Annotated in this window: 11 protein-coding genes and 1 tRNA gene; 9 read left to right on the plus strand and 3 right to left on the minus strand. The window is 39.4% G+C overall.

Annotated elements, in window-relative coordinates; all coding sequences use genetic code 11:
• Positions 1-36: 36 nt before the first annotated feature.
• The 3 genes from IPN35_06725 to IPN35_06735 all read left to right on the plus strand — a co-directional run bounded on the left by IPN35_06725 (position 37) and on the right by IPN35_06735 (position 4,214).
• Positions 37-2,136 carry an acetate--CoA ligase family protein gene (locus tag IPN35_06725; GenBank protein QQS59244.1) on the plus strand — a complete coding sequence of 700 codons (2,100 nt, stop codon included), beginning with the start codon at positions 37-39 and terminating at the stop codon, positions 2,134-2,136.
• A 230-nt stretch (positions 2,137-2,366) separates the two neighbouring features.
• Positions 2,367-3,659 carry a preprotein translocase subunit SecY gene (gene secY, locus IPN35_06730; GenBank protein ID QQS59245.1) on the plus strand — a complete coding sequence of 431 codons (1,293 nt, stop codon included), beginning with the start codon at positions 2,367-2,369 and terminating at the stop codon, positions 3,657-3,659.
• Positions 3,660-4,214 (plus strand): nucleoside monophosphate kinase, encoded by a 555-nt coding sequence (locus IPN35_06735; GenBank protein ID QQS59246.1) that lies wholly within the window; start codon positions 3,660-3,662, stop codon positions 4,212-4,214.
• A 321-nt stretch (positions 4,215-4,535) separates the two neighbouring features.
• Here IPN35_06735 and IPN35_06740 read toward each other — a convergent pair whose 3' ends face one another.
• Complete coding sequence (locus IPN35_06740) at positions 4,536-4,994, minus strand: hypothetical protein (protein QQS59247.1); 459 nt, start codon at positions 4,992-4,994, stop codon at positions 4,536-4,538.
• A gap of 72 nt (positions 4,995-5,066) precedes the next feature.
• Here IPN35_06740 and IPN35_06745 point away from each other — a divergent pair.
• From IPN35_06745 to IPN35_06760, 4 genes are all read left to right on the plus strand, one after another.
• Positions 5,067-5,143 (plus strand) — tRNA-Pro (locus IPN35_06745).
• Positions 5,144-5,383: 240 nt separating this feature from the next.
• Positions 5,384-5,596 (plus strand): helix-turn-helix transcriptional regulator, encoded by a 213-nt coding sequence (locus tag IPN35_06750; protein ID QQS59945.1) that lies wholly within the window; start codon positions 5,384-5,386, stop codon positions 5,594-5,596.
• A 4-nt stretch (positions 5,597-5,600) separates the two neighbouring features.
• Positions 5,601-7,373, plus strand: coding sequence for a restriction endonuclease (locus tag IPN35_06755; protein QQS59248.1), 1,773 nt, complete (start codon positions 5,601-5,603; stop codon positions 7,371-7,373).
• Positions 7,374-7,397: 24 nt separating this feature from the next.
• On the plus strand, positions 7,398-8,264 hold the full coding sequence (locus IPN35_06760; protein QQS59249.1) for a DUF2806 domain-containing protein: 867 nt from the start codon (positions 7,398-7,400) through the stop codon (positions 8,262-8,264).
• 241 nt (positions 8,265-8,505) lie between these two features.
• Here IPN35_06760 and IPN35_06765 read toward each other — a convergent pair whose 3' ends face one another.
• Entirely contained in the window at positions 8,506-8,775 is a 270-nt protein-coding gene (locus IPN35_06765; GenBank protein QQS59250.1) for an IS1595 family transposase, read from the minus strand.
• A 300-nt stretch (positions 8,776-9,075) separates the two neighbouring features.
• Here IPN35_06765 and IPN35_06770 point away from each other — a divergent pair, with 300 nt between their 5' ends.
• Positions 9,076-9,999, plus strand: coding sequence for an ion transporter (locus IPN35_06770; protein ID QQS59251.1), 924 nt, complete (start codon positions 9,076-9,078; stop codon positions 9,997-9,999).
• 7 nt (positions 10,000-10,006) lie between these two features.
• On the opposite strand, the gene IPN35_06775 is transcribed toward IPN35_06770, so the two are convergent.
• Complete coding sequence (locus tag IPN35_06775; protein ID QQS59252.1) at positions 10,007-11,293, minus strand: U32 family peptidase C-terminal domain-containing protein; 1,287 nt, start codon at positions 11,291-11,293, stop codon at positions 10,007-10,009.
• Positions 11,294-11,914: 621 nt separating this feature from the next.
• Here IPN35_06775 and IPN35_06780 point away from each other — a divergent pair.
• Complete coding sequence (locus IPN35_06780) at positions 11,915-14,992, plus strand: S-layer homology domain-containing protein (GenBank protein ID QQS59253.1); 3,078 nt, start codon at positions 11,915-11,917, stop codon at positions 14,990-14,992.
• Positions 14,993-14,998: the final 6 nt, after the last annotated feature.

Below are 14,998 nucleotides of genomic sequence, written 5' to 3' on the forward strand. Positions count from 1 at the left end.
AAAAACGATACAATATTCACAAGTTTTTGTATATTCATGCTCTCCCAGCTTCTCTCTCCTCGATCAATTGCGCTTGTTGGTGCATCTTCTCTTCCGGGAAAACTTGGCTACGATATTTTTAGTAACCTCAAGCATCTTGGGTATCGGGGAAAGATTTTTCCGGTAAATCCTAAAGGCGGTTCTCTTTTGGGACTTCCTGTTTTTCCTAGTATTACAAGTCTTCCAGAAATTCCAGACGTAGTGCTTATCGCTATTCCAGCACCTCTTGTACTTTCGGTAGTTGAAGAATGTGGGAAAAAAGGGGCTCGAAATATTATTATCATTAGTGCTGGATTCAAAGAAGTCGGAGGAGAAGGAGCCGAGCGCGAACATAAACTTCAGCAACTTGTTCAGAAGTACAATCTTTGTCTCATTGGTCCAAACTGCTTAGGAATTATAAATACCGATATTCACATGAATGCCTCATTTGCAGAGGGAATGCCTGCACGAGGAAATGTGGGTCTCATTTCACAGTCTGGCGCAATGGCAGTGGCAGTCATCGACTGGGCATACGAGAGTGGTTTGGGATTTTCGAAAATTATCAGCATGGGAAATAAAGCGGGAGCAACTGAAACAGAGCTCCTAGAATATTTGGGTTCAGATAAAAATACGAAAGTAATTCTCCTCTATCTCGAAAGTATTGCGAACGGAGAACGTTTTCTCGAAATTGCGCGTTCAGTGAGCCTGAAAAAGCCAATCATCGCCATTAAATCGGGAACAAGCGAAGCAGGAACAAAGGCGATTTCTTCGCATACTGGTTCTTTAGCAGGTTCTGATATTGCTGTTTCTACCGCCTTTTCTCAAGCAGGAATTATCCGTGCAAATACTGTTGAAGAGCTTTTTGATTACGCAAAAATTTTTAGCTATCAGCATCCACCAAAAGGAAATCGAGTGGGAATTATTACAAATGCTGGGGGACCTGGCATTATGGCAACAGATGCCGTTTCGAAAACGGGTTTAGAACTTGTACCACTCTCGGAAGAAACAAAGAAAAAACTTGTTGAAGGTCTTCCTGAAACAGCGGCACTCGGAAACCCAGTAGATGTTATTGGAGATGCTCCGGCAAGTCGTTATCGTCATGCGGTTACTACTCTTCTTGAAAGTGATGATATCGACAGTTTACTCGTTATTCTTACTCCACAGGTGATGACAGAAGTGAAACGTGTTGCTGCCCTTACAACCGCGCTTTCTCATCAATATTCTGATAAGACGATTCTGAGTGCATTTATGGGAGGAGAAAGTATTGAACGGGGAGAAAAGGTATTTCGACGACATCTTTTTCCAAATTATGCCTTTCCAGAGCGGGCGATATTTGCTCTTGATAAGATGCGAGAGTATGCAGAATGGAAAAAAGCAGAAAAAACTCGTATTCGTATTCGTAAAAAAATACCAATATCCTCTCCTCCTCATCATATTGCTCATATTTTTTCCAAGAAGAAGAGCGGAGATCGACTCTCGGGAAAAGAAATCGAGATGCTTATGGAAGCCTACCATATTCCCGGTCCCCAAGTTCATCTCGCAAAAAATTCCGAAGAAGCAGTCTCTCTCGCTAAAGAGATTGGCTATCCCGTAGTTATGAAAATTGCTTCACCGCAGATTTACCACAAAACGGATGCCGGAGGCATTCGCATTGATGTCGAGATCGATGCAGATGTTCGTAGGTTTTTTGCAGAGATTGTGGCAAGTGCCAAGATATACGATTCTTCGGCAGAAATTCACGGAGTGACTGTCGAACCCATGATTCCCATTGGGAAAGAGGTTATTATTGGAGTGCGAAAAGATCCGCAGTTTGGACATCTCCTTATGTTTGGACTTGGTGGTATTTATGTGGAGATTCTCAAAGATGTTACGTTTCGAGTGGTGCCTATTGGACTGAAAGAGGCAATAGATATGATTGGTGAAATTAAGGCAATTCAAATTCTAAAAGGTGCTCGAGGAGAGAAGCCCGTTGATCTCAGGGGTATTGCAGAAATCATTGAAAAATTAAGCCGTATTGTGACGGATTTTCCACAAATTTCTGAAATGGAAATTAATCCGCTTATTGTGTCACAAAAAGGGAGTATAATGGCGGTAGATACAAATTGTATCGTAGAGTAGATTCTTCTCCAAAAAAATGTTTGTTATAATTGTAGCACAATGAACCATTGTTTTTGTAGTTTATTGCTAGCACGATTTTTTACGATGGTGACAGGGCAAAGAAAATCACAACAGAGAGGTCTTATAGGAACATTAAGAATAGAGAGTGATTCCCAAAACTTTTTCTCTTGAATCGCAACAAAAAAGGAGGCAGAATGCCGAGGCGTTTTTTCTCTTGAGATATTATTGCTATGGAATATTTAATTCGTATTTGGAATTCTCCAGATCTTCGGAAACGAATCCTTTTCACCCTTTTTATTATTCTTGTTTTTCGGATTGCCGCTCATATTACGGTTCCGGGAGTGAATCCTGAGAGTATTAAAAGTTTATTTGAAGGGGGAAGCGCATTTGCTGTTCTCGCTGCCATTACAGGGGGATCTCTGAAAAACTTCTCTATTGTTATGATGGGATTATCGCCCTATATCAATGCCTCCATTATTATTCAGCTCATGACGGTGGTTTTTCCAAGTCTTGAGCAACTTACAAAAGAAGGTGAACAGGGGCAAAGGAGAATTACTTCCATGACTCGTTGGCTCACTTTGCCCCTTGCTTTGGCACAAAGTTATGGAATGATTGTGCTTATTTCTCGTGGGGTTCCTGGTTCAGGAGAATTTATTAATGTTTCCGATCCGCTCCAAATTCTTCCTGCCATGATGACCATTACTGCCGGAACCATTTTTCTTGTTTGGCTCGGAGAAATGATTTCAGAGAAAGGAATTGGAAATGGAATTTCTCTTCTTATCTTCACAGGAATTATTTCTGCTATGCCAGGAATAGTTTTTCGTATTATTTCTCAGGCAGGAGATGGATTTACCGATAAAATTCTCCCTTTTATTCTCTTTATTGCAGTTTCCGCATTCCTTCTCATTGTGATGGTTATTGTTATGTCGGCTCAGCGTCCCATTCAAATCATCAACGCTTCACGAAATACCACAGGAGAGCGCTCTTCGCTTCCTATTCGTTTTCTTCAGGCGGGAATGATTCCCATTATTTTCGCTATTTCTCTTGTTACTTTTCCGAGTATTCTCGCACAACTCTTCGCAAATGCCGATTCTTCATGGCTTCAATCTGCCGCAGGTTGGTGGACACAACACTTTAATCAACAGCGTCCAACCAAAGAATATCTCATACTTTACTTCACGCTTATTGTGCTCTTTAGTTATTTTTATGTTTCCATCACTTTTCGTACTGAACAGGTGGCAGAGAATATTCAGAAACGTGGAGGATTTATTCCTGGTATTCGTCCAGGACGTGAAACATCGGAACATCTTGCGTTTGTAAGTAATCGTATGAATTTATGGGGTGGAAGTTTCTTAGGAGGTATTGCTCTTGTTCCCCTTCTTTTTACCATGCTCACTCCGCTTTCTTCGAGTGACCTTATTATTTCTGGTTCAGGACTTATTATCGTAGTCGGTGTTGTGCTTGAGCTTATTCGACAGATCAATGCTCAACTCGTGACTCATAATTACGATAAGCTCACCTAAATGGGAAAAGATATTCTTCTCTTTGGCATTCAGGGGTCAGGAAAGGGGACACAGGCAAAAATTCTCGCAGAGCATAGTGGCATGGTTATTTTTGAAACGGGAGCAGAGCTTCGCAAAATTCGAGAAGAAGAAAGCGAACTTGGAAAAATAGTTCGAGAAATTATTGATCGAGGTGATCTCGTGCCAAACGAAATTGTAATGGATATTGTGCAACACTTCCTCGAGCGGGTTCCGCAGGATGCTCGCATTATTTTTGATGGTATCCCTCGGAGCATGCCGCAAAAAGAAACATTTGATTCGCTTCTTGCGGAGAAAGGACGACAGGCAACGTGTCTTTTTCTTGATGTTCCTCGGAATGAGGTTATTGTCCGCATGCATGAGCGTGGACGTGAGGATGATACTGAAGAGGCTATTGCAAAGCGTATCGAAAACTATGAAAAAGAAACCGTTCCCGTACTTCTTGCGTATGAGTCGGAAGGGGATTTCTTAAGGATAAATGGAAGTCAATCTCTGGAAAAAGTGGCAGAAGATATTGCAAATATGATTGATTTTTAGAGAGATTGAGACTCTCTAAAAATAGGAGATATTTGTGAGTGCAGGTGCATTGAAAAAAATATGAACAAGAGGTTACCCTTTTTGTTTTGACCCTTACTAATGAGAAAATCCAGATATGCTGTATGATCTGAAACAAAAGCTTCTCTTTTTTTGAGAGAAACCCCTTCATAACATGCGAACTGTGCACTTTCTTCCGCCTGAAAAACAAAAAGCACTAGAAACTCTCAGCATTTATATACCAATTGCTCGTCATTTTCAATTCTATGAAATAGTAGAAGAGCTAGAGTGTTTTTCTCGGAAATGTCTCTTAAAAGAAATAACTTAGGAGATTGGGCAAAGCGTTCCTTCTTTTTCCTTGTTGGTTCGATCGTCGTCGACGGTGATAATTGTTTTTTCGATACGAAGAATACGGTTAAACGAAAAATATCGTTTCGTAAGCGGAATGCCAATTCCAAGAAGGGAATTGGAAACGAGAATACGGTCGAGAACGTCAAGCGAAGGGGAAAACTCTATATCCTCCACGGTTCCAAGCGACGCGTGATTGAGAGCGCTTTGCACTTCATATCCGAGTATATTTTCTCCCTCTGGAGCAATAGTCTGCGCTGAATGTGAAAGGGTACAGCCCTGCCCTTGAAAAAGGATGTCTTTTGCGGAAAAAAAGGCACCATTTTTTGTGTGTATTCCTGAAATTTTTCCGGTATCTGGAAAAAAGAGAATTGCTTCAATGATATAGTTTTTTTGAAGCGGTTTTCCCAAAAGATTTTGTACGGAAATATTCATGTTTTTATTATGACGTGGAAGACAGTTTTCTTGCAATTCTTTCGAAAATCGGGGATACTCCGCTTACATCTTCGGGGTGTAGCTCAGTTGGCTAGAGTGCGCGGTTTGGGACCGTGAGGTCGAAGGTTCGAGTCCTTTCACCCCGACCATTTAATCACAGCAGAAAGTATTATTTAGGAATATATCTTGAATAAGGCTTTTTTTGGCGGTTATTCGCGAATTTTGAATTATGAACCTTTTGGCAAAATAGTCTAGTTTATTTTTGCAATATGGCTTTTTGTGGCGATATTTCAGCTTTTGGTAGATGGTTCGAGGTTTTTGGAATTGAAAAATAAAACTCAAATAGTATACTTGCGGTAGCAAATTAATACTTTCAGTCCATGGAAGAAATGACTCTTCAGCAGGAAAGAACAATCGGACAAAAGATCAAGGCTTGGCGTAATAAAAAAGAACTCACTCAAGATGCCCTTGCTCGCAAGGCTGATATTCCTTACACCACTCTTGCAAAGATTGAGAGCGATGTAATTAAAAGCCCTACTCTTCCAACTGCAACCAAAATTGCGGCGGGGTTAGGAATAACTTTAGATGAATTAATTTCATAAAGCTATGACGCAAATAGCAATTTTAGTAATTATCGGAATCATTTATTTAATTTTCAAGATATTTGAAGGAATTTCTGACGCTTTTTCATCTTCTCAAGATAATAGGAAAGTATTGGAAGAGCGAAATGAAAAATTTGGCAATCGACAAATTGACACATCAAAAAGCCTTTTTGAAAGAAATCTCGATATAATACAAAGCTATGCCAATAAAATTAATGCAGATTCATATCTGTATTACTATCTAGACAATCAAACAAGAGACTGCATTAACGAAATATGTCTTGCGGAAAATCAAATGTCCATTAAGCCCGGACATGCTTATTTAAGCACTTGGGAAAACACTGCTCCTCAAGAGTGGGTTACTCTCTCCATACAAATTAAAAACTATTTTAGAGACGAGCAAAATCGACTAAAAGATGAAGGGAGAGAAATTAATAAAGCTCAATCTGATTTTGAAAAAATTATTTCAGCGAAAAAATCACCTAAAAAGTTTCGTGAAATTAATAAACGATCTGGCCATGGGGATATTTATCTGGAGCAAGTCAATTCAATATTAATTCTAAGCACTCAAACATGGCATGATAAAGAGCAACTTTTAATCAAAAAGCAATTTATACCTCAGCATTTCCCCTTCCCCTCCGAATCGACAACCTTTGCTGGTGAAGTTTTTAATAAAAAAATAACTGCCTTTAATCAGGAAATTGAACGAGAGACTGCTGAACACCAAAAAAATGCTAAGTTTTTTGAGAAACTTCGAAAAGGATTTTCAAAAAAGAGTAAGCCCGAAGTTGTCGCAAGAATTGACTACATATTAAATGAAATTAAGTTTCCAACTTCTTTTCCAAAATTGTGGGATTCGGATTATGATTCAGAACAGTCTATTTTGATTGTAGAAATGGGGCTGCCTGATGTTGTGCATTCTCAAATTCTAAAAAAGGTTGAACTAAAAACAAAAACAGTAGACAAGCCCCTTACAAAAAAGGAAATTCAAGAATTTGTTCCCAAAATTCATCCTGCAATAATTTTGAGATTAGCTTATGAAATTTTTAGAAACGATGACGCAGAAACAATTAAGTTATTGGTAGTAAATGGCTGGGTTGAGTATGACAATCCTGCGACAGGTGTAAAAACAAAAACATACACCTCCTCACTTGTTTGTAGTCGAGAACAAATTTTAAGTTTAAATTTAACGAAACTTGACCCCCTTGCTGCATTTCTCAACTTAAAAGGAAAATCAGCAGGTGCTTTAATCGATATTATTCCCGTAACACCAACTATGTCCTTAAATAAAAAGGACAAACGTTTTATCGAAACTAAAGAAGTGCTAGAAAACCTTGAAGGTGAAACAAATCTTGCCTCTATGGATTGGCAAGACTTTGAAAATCTGATTGCTGAATTATTTGAAAAAGAGTTCGCGGAAAAAGGGGCAGAGGTAAAAGTAACACAATCAAGTCGTGATAGAGGAGTAGACGCTGTTATTTTTGACCCAGATCCAATAAAAGGTGGGAAGTTTGTTGTACAGGCAAAACGCTACACAAAAACCGTTGATGTAAGTGCTGTTCGTGATCTGTGCGCAGTAGTGAAAAAAGAAGGCGCCTCAAGAGGAATTTTGGTAACCACGAGCAGTTATGGAAGTGATGCTTATACTTTTGCTCAAAATGAACCAGTAACTTTATTAAACGGATCAGAGTTACTTGGTTTATTAGAAAAGCATGGCTATAAGTTCAGAATTAACATTGCAGAAGCAAGGAAATTATTGAAGCAAGAACAAAAATAATCCTTTATTTTTTAACCCTGAAAAATGGCAGACCCAACAGCAGCATTAACGGCAGCAATTGATAACGCGACTAAGGTTGCCAATACCCCGTTATTTACGACTGTAATAGATCGAGTTACTGGCTTCAAAATAAGTCAATGGGCGGCAGAAGGAGAAGTAAGGAAAAGGCTAATTCATGATGAATACGAAAAAGCAAAAGAAAATGGGATCATGGGAGTTCAGTACATTGAAAATCTTCGTCACACAACAAATTTAATAGATACTGCTGTAAAAAGCGCCAAATATATTGAAGCAGGCAAAGAGAATGATATAAAAATGGATAATGACTTTTTTTGGAACACCGTCGAACACTCAAAACATGTTTCTAATGAAGAGGTTCAGGATTTGATTGCAAAAATTATTGCTAGCGAATATAACAAACCTGATTCTTATGCAATGAGTACTCTTCATTCGATAAAAATGTTAGGCAAGGGTGAATTAGAGCTTTTTGAAAATATTTCTGCTTTGTTAATCAATGGAGATAGTACTCCCAAGGTACTTTTTTCATTACCAGAAAATGCAAAAGAATTTTTAGGTGAGTTAGGTATTGATTTTGGTAGTTTACAAATCCTTCAAAATTTAGGATTATTTTTGCCGAATGATATGACTCGTTCGCTAGAGAATCCATCAAAACAAAAGTTTGCACTGAAATATTTTGACAAAGAAATTTTGTTTGAGCCTACTCATGAAAGTAATTTTGTAGTCAAGTTGCCAGGGTTTTATGCGTTGTCGATTACTGGTAAGCAAATAATTCAACATTTAAAACCTAAATTTAACGAAAAATATTGCGCTTGGCTTAAAGAAAATTATAAAATTCCAAACTATAAAATCATTGAAGAGCCTACAAAATAAATGCTTATGAAAGCAGCTCACTTTGTATTATTTCTGTCACTTGTTTCTTCAAAAAATTCACATCCGCATCTCTCCCGACCAAATACACCCTCAAACCCTTAATCGTCAGGTCGATTGCTTTATCCTCAATTTCCCATAACCTTTTGGCATTCGGTTCGAGTTGTGGTTTGAAACCCCGACCATTTAATGTCAGGACAAATAATTCAATAGAATTCTATGCTAAAAATAGTTGAGGTTCAATTTAACTTGAGAGGTTCTTTTTCCAACCGTCAGAATGGATAATACTTTTAGTCTCTATTTTTCTCTGAATGAAGCTATGAAGTGTTCTCCTATCACATCTCTCAATAATCTTTGTAAAGACTTTTCCATCTCTTTTTAGAAGTCCAACAACAGGTGTTTTTCCTGTTGCACCTCTTCCTCTTTTTCCTCGGACTCTTTTTAGTACAAAGTAACTTTCATCGACTTCTATTTCTCCAGAAAGCTTTGTTTCCTGTTCACATTCCATTGCCATTCATTTCCGAATAGCAGTGAGATATTTACAGGGAGTTACTTCACTTACATGAATCAATATGCTGATCTTTTTTGCTTCAATATCGAGAGAAAAATACTTCAGTAACTCTCTGAACTTCTGCTCAGAAATTCTTGAACGAATTACATACTTGTTTTTAGCCACATAATGAGCTTAAAGAGGAATGATGACCTCTTCAAATTAAATTGAACCTAAGATATTGTATTTCGAGACAAAAAATATTGGAATGGTTTTCTTACTTATTCCTCGATTTTTCTGAAAAAAAATCCTATAACAATATGGATGAGCATTGGAGATTTTCGTATCGGCTGTCGCAGAATACTTCATGAGTCGGGAAATAGATGGGCGAAAATCATAAATTCGTTTCTTGTTCTTCTCATTGTTTTTTCTGTAGCGGCAATTCCGTTTCACCTTATTCCACAGCTTTCATGGACACTCTCTGCTCTTAAAATATTTGAACTTGTTACTGTCACTATCTTTTCCATTGAATACGTTCTTCGACTGTGGTCCGCGCAAAACCCAATTCGATATATTTTTTCTTGGTACGGTATTGTTGATGTTGTTGCCATCGTCCCATTTTATACAGGTCTTTTTTTTCAGACAGAAATCGCTTGGTGGTCACTCCTCTTTTTGCGTGTTCTTCGGGTGCTCAAACTCGGACAAATTTATTCTACTGAACGAGATATTCTCCTAAAAGACACCGTCATCAAGCATGGTGCTTTTGAAACACTGAATAATGAGCGAATAGAATACGTTATTGGAAAACATCCCATATTCTTTCTTCTCTCTGTTGTTCCCTCTCTTCTTTTTCTCTCCCTTGGGCTTCTCATACTCGTAGGTTTTCGAGCGAATCCTATTTCTATTGGCATCTCCCTTCTCTTTTTTGTATTTGCCTTTCTTTTTTTTCTCAAGTCGTGGCTTGATTTTCACTATGATGTTATTTATGTCACAAATCATCGTATTGTGATTCAAAATCGCCAACTTTTCGGGAGTAAAATTGATGATGTCGTCTACGAATCCATTACGAATATCCGACCAGATACAACAGGAATACTTCGGTTTCTTTTGGGAATGGGAGACATTCACATTGAAACAGCAGCTTCTAGCGGAAATCAATATTTTCACAATGTTTTAAATCCACACGAAGCTGTAAACAATATTGCGCGAAATCGTCAAAGAATTCTCGAAAAAGATAACATGAACTAGTGTTTCTCTACCGCTTTCGTTTTCGTACTAAGCAAAAGATTTCCCCGTTTCCAAAGTGTTTCTCAAATTTTTTTGCCTGCCCTGAAGAAATATCCATCAAAAAACTTCCTTGTCCTCCAGAAAAATGAGGAAGAATTTCTCCTTCTTCATTGCGAATTTCCTGAGGAGTAATAGAGAAATCATCCGATTTATTCGGAAAGCAAAATTCAAATTCTTCTCCCAGATCAAACCGATTTCTACATTCAATCGTCAACACATTTCCGTTTCGCTGACGAACAACACCAGCAAACTCATGTGTGGCAAAACCCTGTCGTTCTTCGTATTCTTGCGCTTTTTCCTTAGGGTTTCCCACGAGAAATCCAGGAATATATCCGCGGTTGTTGGTTGTGAAAACTTCTGCTAAAACGGCTTCTTTTGTTTCGGTATCAAATTTTCCAGCATCAACGGCATCAAGTGCCATGCGATACGCACGCGCCGTAATACCTGCGTAGTAAATAGTTTTGCTTCGCCCTTCTACTTTTAAACTGCATGCTCCGGCATCTAAAAGTTCTGGCAGATATTCTGCTAGGCACAAATCTCGGGCGTTCATAATGTATGTGCCATACTGATCTTCATCAATTTCGAGCATTTGTCTGGGGCGTTCTTCTTCTTCTAAAAAGAATTGTCCGGCAAGCGGAACATATTCTTCTACTTCTCCATTTGGTGCTGTCTTTCCTTCGTGCAATTTGTATTTCCAGCGACATGAGTGTGCACACGTCCCCTGATTGGCATCTCGATAGCTGAAGTAGTTCGAAAGCAGGCATCGTCCAGAATATGCCATACAAATGGCGCCATGGACGAAGCATTCAATCTCGAGATCGGGATTCTGCTCATGAATTTCTTTGATTTCCTTAAGAGAGAGTTCGCGCGAAAGGATGATACGTGAAATGCCGTTCTTTTTCCAAAATCTTGCGCTCGCCCAGTTGACGTTATTTGCTTGTACAGAAAGGTGAATCACCGCTTCGGGAAACTCTTCTCGAACAAGATCAATAATTCCAGGATCTGCCATGATAAATGCATCAGGCTTCAACTCCACCATTTTTTTCATTGCACGGAGGAAGTGGGGAATTTTGACATTATGTGGAAATATGTTTGCCGTAAAATAGATTTTCTTTCCACGTTCTCGACAATATTTTGTTGCTTCTTCGAGAAAGCCAACGGTGAAATCGTTTTCTCGGGCACGAAGCGAGTAGGCAGGAACTCCGGCATAAACGGCATCTGCCCCAAACGCAAGCGCAAACTTGAGTTTTTCCATATTCCCTGCCGGCAGAAGAAGTTCTGGTTTTTCCATGGAACCGTAGTATTCCTTGTCTTTCAACTTCAATCAAGCCTCTCTTTTTTTAGCAAATTTAATAATGGTACCAACATTTTTTCAATTTTATACACCAATCCGTGTTCCCAGTAAATACGTTCCAGACATATCAAAATTGAGTGCTTCGAGTTTTCCTAAATCTTCATATAGATTACTCTGGATATCTTTCAAAAAAAGATGAATTCGTTTTAGATTTTTTTATCCGTTTTTTGCCAATACAAATTATCTTCCCAAGCACAGGGACTGATGCTTATATGACAATACTATCTGGACACTCATTTCCCCTAGAAAAAATACTATTTTTAATAACTTCTTTAATTTTCGCTCTTCCTATTTTATTTAATTGGTCATGAATCAACCTAACTTGATCTGGTATTGCCAAACTTCCTATAGGGATAGTTTTTTAAAAAAACAGAACTCATCCTACAAAAATAGAAAATACTCTTGTCAATATTTTTTGCTAAACTAATGAAGACTTTCTCTGAAGGGTTGTGACGTAAATTCTTTCGAAAAACAGGAAGTCTATTGTATGGTATCGATACCATTTTCGCATTTTCTTCACCCATGAAAACCATTTTCCGATACACATTTCTCTTCCTTCTCCTCCTTTCTCTTGGCGGAGCGCCAACATACGCGAGTTCTTCTGCCACCGTGACGGCTTCGCTCACGCCAAGTGATATTCCTTTTTTGGTGCGAGATAAAGAAAATAAAGTGGCAACGCTTACACTTACTGCTAGCGGAGGAGATATTGATGTTCAACGGATCACCATTAACTATTTTGGAACGGCAGAAAAAAATGATATTTATAAAGCCAGACTTTACGCAGAATGGGGTTCGTATATTGATACGGCAAAAATCACAGAAGGTGCACTCAGTTTTACCAATCCTGGTCCTATTGCGCTTCATGATGGGGAAACAAAAACATTCATGCTTATTGTGGAGCTCTCTTCTTCTGCGCGAACAGGTCGAACACTAGGATTTGAACTTCGTGGGAAAGGTACTCTTCATGTCGAAACAACAAGATATGATGAAAAACTTGTTGCTCTTGGCGAAAAAACAAGAACAAATGCATTATTTATTTTGGGAGAAGATGGAGGAGCGGTTCTCCTTCCAAAGTTTACGGATTCCTATTCGTCTGCTGTTTCTCGTGGAGAAAGTGTTCCGCTTGCCGATTTTAGCATTCGCGCAGAGGGAGAAGAGTCGGGGATGATTACATCTCTTACTTTTCGTTTTACAGGAGCCAATATTTCTCAATCAGTAAAAAATATTGTGCTCTCTTCGCCACAAATGGACACAGAAAAATTTGCCCCCGTTTCTTCTTCGGGAACTATTGTGTTTACTCCGGATATTCCTTTTTCCTCTGGAGAAACTCTTTCATTTGTAGTTATGGGAGATGTTCTCGATTCTGCCCCAGAAGGAACAGAAATCCAATTGGAACTTGAATCCGCATTTGATCTTATTGCTTCTTCTAGAGAAAAGTCGGTACTTGTTTCTGGTGAGTTCCCTTTGCGAGGACAACGAAGAACTGTCTCTTTAAGCTCACTTGCTGTCACTCCTGCTGAGAACTTTTCTCCTTTTGGTTCTATTCCGAGAGGTGCAGGCAATGTTCCACTCTTTGCACTTGATTTCACTTCTGCAGCAGAGGATGTCACGGTTTCTTCTCTTGTTCTCGCCAGAAAAGGACTCTGGGAAAAAGATTCTGTAGATGAATTTCGTTTGCAAGCAGAAGGAAATAATGAAGTCTTTCGAGGAAATTGGAAAAATAATCGAGAAATAGAGTTCCAAACATCATTTATAGTGCCAGCAGGAGAAAAACGACAAATTACTATTTTTGGAGATATTTCGCGAGAAACGTCGGATAATATTTCCATTGGACTAGCACTCGAATCTAACACAAGTATTGTCGCTCTCGGAGAAACGGGAGCATCAGTTCCGGTGCGTATACCGCTTGAGACAACCGCATCAAAAACCATTGGGCAAGAAAAAGAAGAAGTTCTTCACCTGAAAATAATAGATTCTCCAAACGCTCTTCTCTCTGGAACGCAAGACAATATTCTCGCAACTTTTTCTGCAGAAGTTTCTGGAGACACTCCACTCGAAGTTCGAAAAATTGTAAGCAATATTTCGGGCATTTCTGGAGAAGCACTCACGAATGTTCGTCTTGTTTCCTCGACGGGAGATATTCTTTCTCGGGGAATTGTGGCTGGGAACACTCTTATTTTTTCTGATGCCTTTCCCGTTCTTTCAGGAGAGCCTCTTTCTCTCTTTTTGCGAGCAGATGTCAGCGCTTCTGAGAAAACTTCTTTCCATGTCAGCATTGAAGAGGCTTCTGCTCTTTCTGTTATAGATCTCGTTTCAAGAGAAGGGGTGAGTGTTACGGGAGCCTTTCCTCTGGAAACGAATACTTTTGATCTTCAGCTTTTTCCTGAAAAGAGTGCGGTTATTGTGAGCTCTGTTTTTGTTCCGGGAAAAGAAGTGTCGCGCGGAGAAAAAGACGTGACATGGGGAAAAATTCGTCTTCTCGCCACGCAAAATAATGAGCAGGTAACACGTTTGGCATTTCTCATTCCAAAAGGAGCGGAAGATACTCTCGAAAATATTCGTTTTGTAAATGGAGGAATGTCATATCGGGGAGATTTGGAAACGGGACTTGTGATTTTTGAGGAGAATATTCGTCTCGAAAAAGATCAGGAATCAGAATGGTCGCTCGTTGGCGATGTTCGTGCAGGGGCGGCATTGGGGTCTTCTTTTTGGTATACCATAACGAACGCCGCTCAGATTCGCACTTCAGCAAATGCAGAGAGCATTCCTGTTCTTGGAGGATTTCCTCTTATGGGAAATCAATTTAAAGTTGGCGAAAATGAACCCCTCTTTTGTACCATGACCTATCAGCCCGTATGTGGACGAACCTATTCTTCACTTCCTTGTCCTTCCTCAGAAGGATGCACGCCAATAAACATAACCTTCTCTAATTCTTGCGAACTCAATAATGCAAAAGCGACCTTTTTGTATTCTGGTTCTTGCGATTCTCCAGAATCTGTTGGCGAAAAACCGGTTTTTCCTTTACCTGTCACATCCGATTTTCCTGATGTTTCAGAAACAAATACTTTTCGTGATGCAATTGTCTCCCTAAAAGAGAACAAGATTGTCCAGGGATTTTCTGATGGAACATTTCGTCCAGAAGATTCTATTGGACGCGCCGCGTTTTTAAAAATTGTTATGGGTGCCATTGCCGATGCCAATGATTTTTCTTCGTGTGCAACGGAAGAGGCGAAAGATGGTGTTGTTTTTTTCTCGGACGTTCCTGAAAACGAGTGGTTTGCGCCGTATGTATGCGAAGCCGTTCGACGAGGAATTGTTAATGGATACCCCGACGGCACTTTTCGTCCGGGAAATGATGTTTCGTTTGCAGAAGCGGCAAAAATAGCAGGAATTGCTTTTGGTGCGGAATTTTCGGGAGATGTTCCGTGGTACGAACCATTTGTTCGATTTTTGTCGGAGCGAAGAGCTATTCCGATTGGTGTTTCTCAGCTTTCACATGTTTTGACTCGTGGCGAAATGGCAGAAATTATCTGGCGATTACGAGACAGGGTGACAAATAAAGAGTCGTATTCGGCAGAAGAGGTGCTGTCGAACAACTGATTTTCC

Source organism: Candidatus Peregrinibacteria bacterium, from assembly GCA_016699755.1.
In the GTDB taxonomy this organism is placed as follows: Bacteria; Patescibacteriota; Gracilibacteria; order CAIRYL01.

What these genes read in the sequence shown, in the direction of transcription:
- IPN35_06750 (QQS59945.1), top strand. Translation starts at nt 5,384, where the DNA reads ATGACTCTTCAGCAGGAAAGAACAATCGGACAAAAGATCAAGGCTTGG.
- IPN35_06770 (QQS59251.1), top strand. Translation starts at nt 9,076, where the DNA reads ATGAGCATTGGAGATTTTCGTATCGGCTGTCGCAGAATACTTCATGAG.
- IPN35_06775 (QQS59252.1), bottom strand. Translation starts at nt 11,293, where the DNA reads ATGGAAAAACTCAAGTTTGCGCTTGCGTTTGGGGCAGATGCCGTTTAT.
- IPN35_06735 (QQS59246.1), top strand. Translation starts at nt 3,660, where the DNA reads ATGGGAAAAGATATTCTTCTCTTTGGCATTCAGGGGTCAGGAAAGGGG.
- IPN35_06755 (QQS59248.1), top strand. Translation starts at nt 5,601, where the DNA reads ATGACGCAAATAGCAATTTTAGTAATTATCGGAATCATTTATTTAATT.
- secY (QQS59245.1), top strand. Translation starts at nt 2,367, where the DNA reads ATGGAATATTTAATTCGTATTTGGAATTCTCCAGATCTTCGGAAACGA.
- IPN35_06760 (QQS59249.1), top strand. Translation starts at nt 7,398, where the DNA reads ATGGCAGACCCAACAGCAGCATTAACGGCAGCAATTGATAACGCGACT.
- IPN35_06780 (QQS59253.1), top strand. Translation starts at nt 11,915, where the DNA reads ATGAAAACCATTTTCCGATACACATTTCTCTTCCTTCTCCTCCTTTCT.
- IPN35_06725 (QQS59244.1), top strand. Translation starts at nt 37, where the DNA reads ATGCTCTCCCAGCTTCTCTCTCCTCGATCAATTGCGCTTGTTGGTGCA.
- IPN35_06765 (QQS59250.1), bottom strand. Translation starts at nt 8,775, where the DNA reads ATGGCAATGGAATGTGAACAGGAAACAAAGCTTTCTGGAGAAATAGAA.
- IPN35_06740 (QQS59247.1), bottom strand. Translation starts at nt 4,994, where the DNA reads ATGAATATTTCCGTACAAAATCTTTTGGGAAAACCGCTTCAAAAAAAC.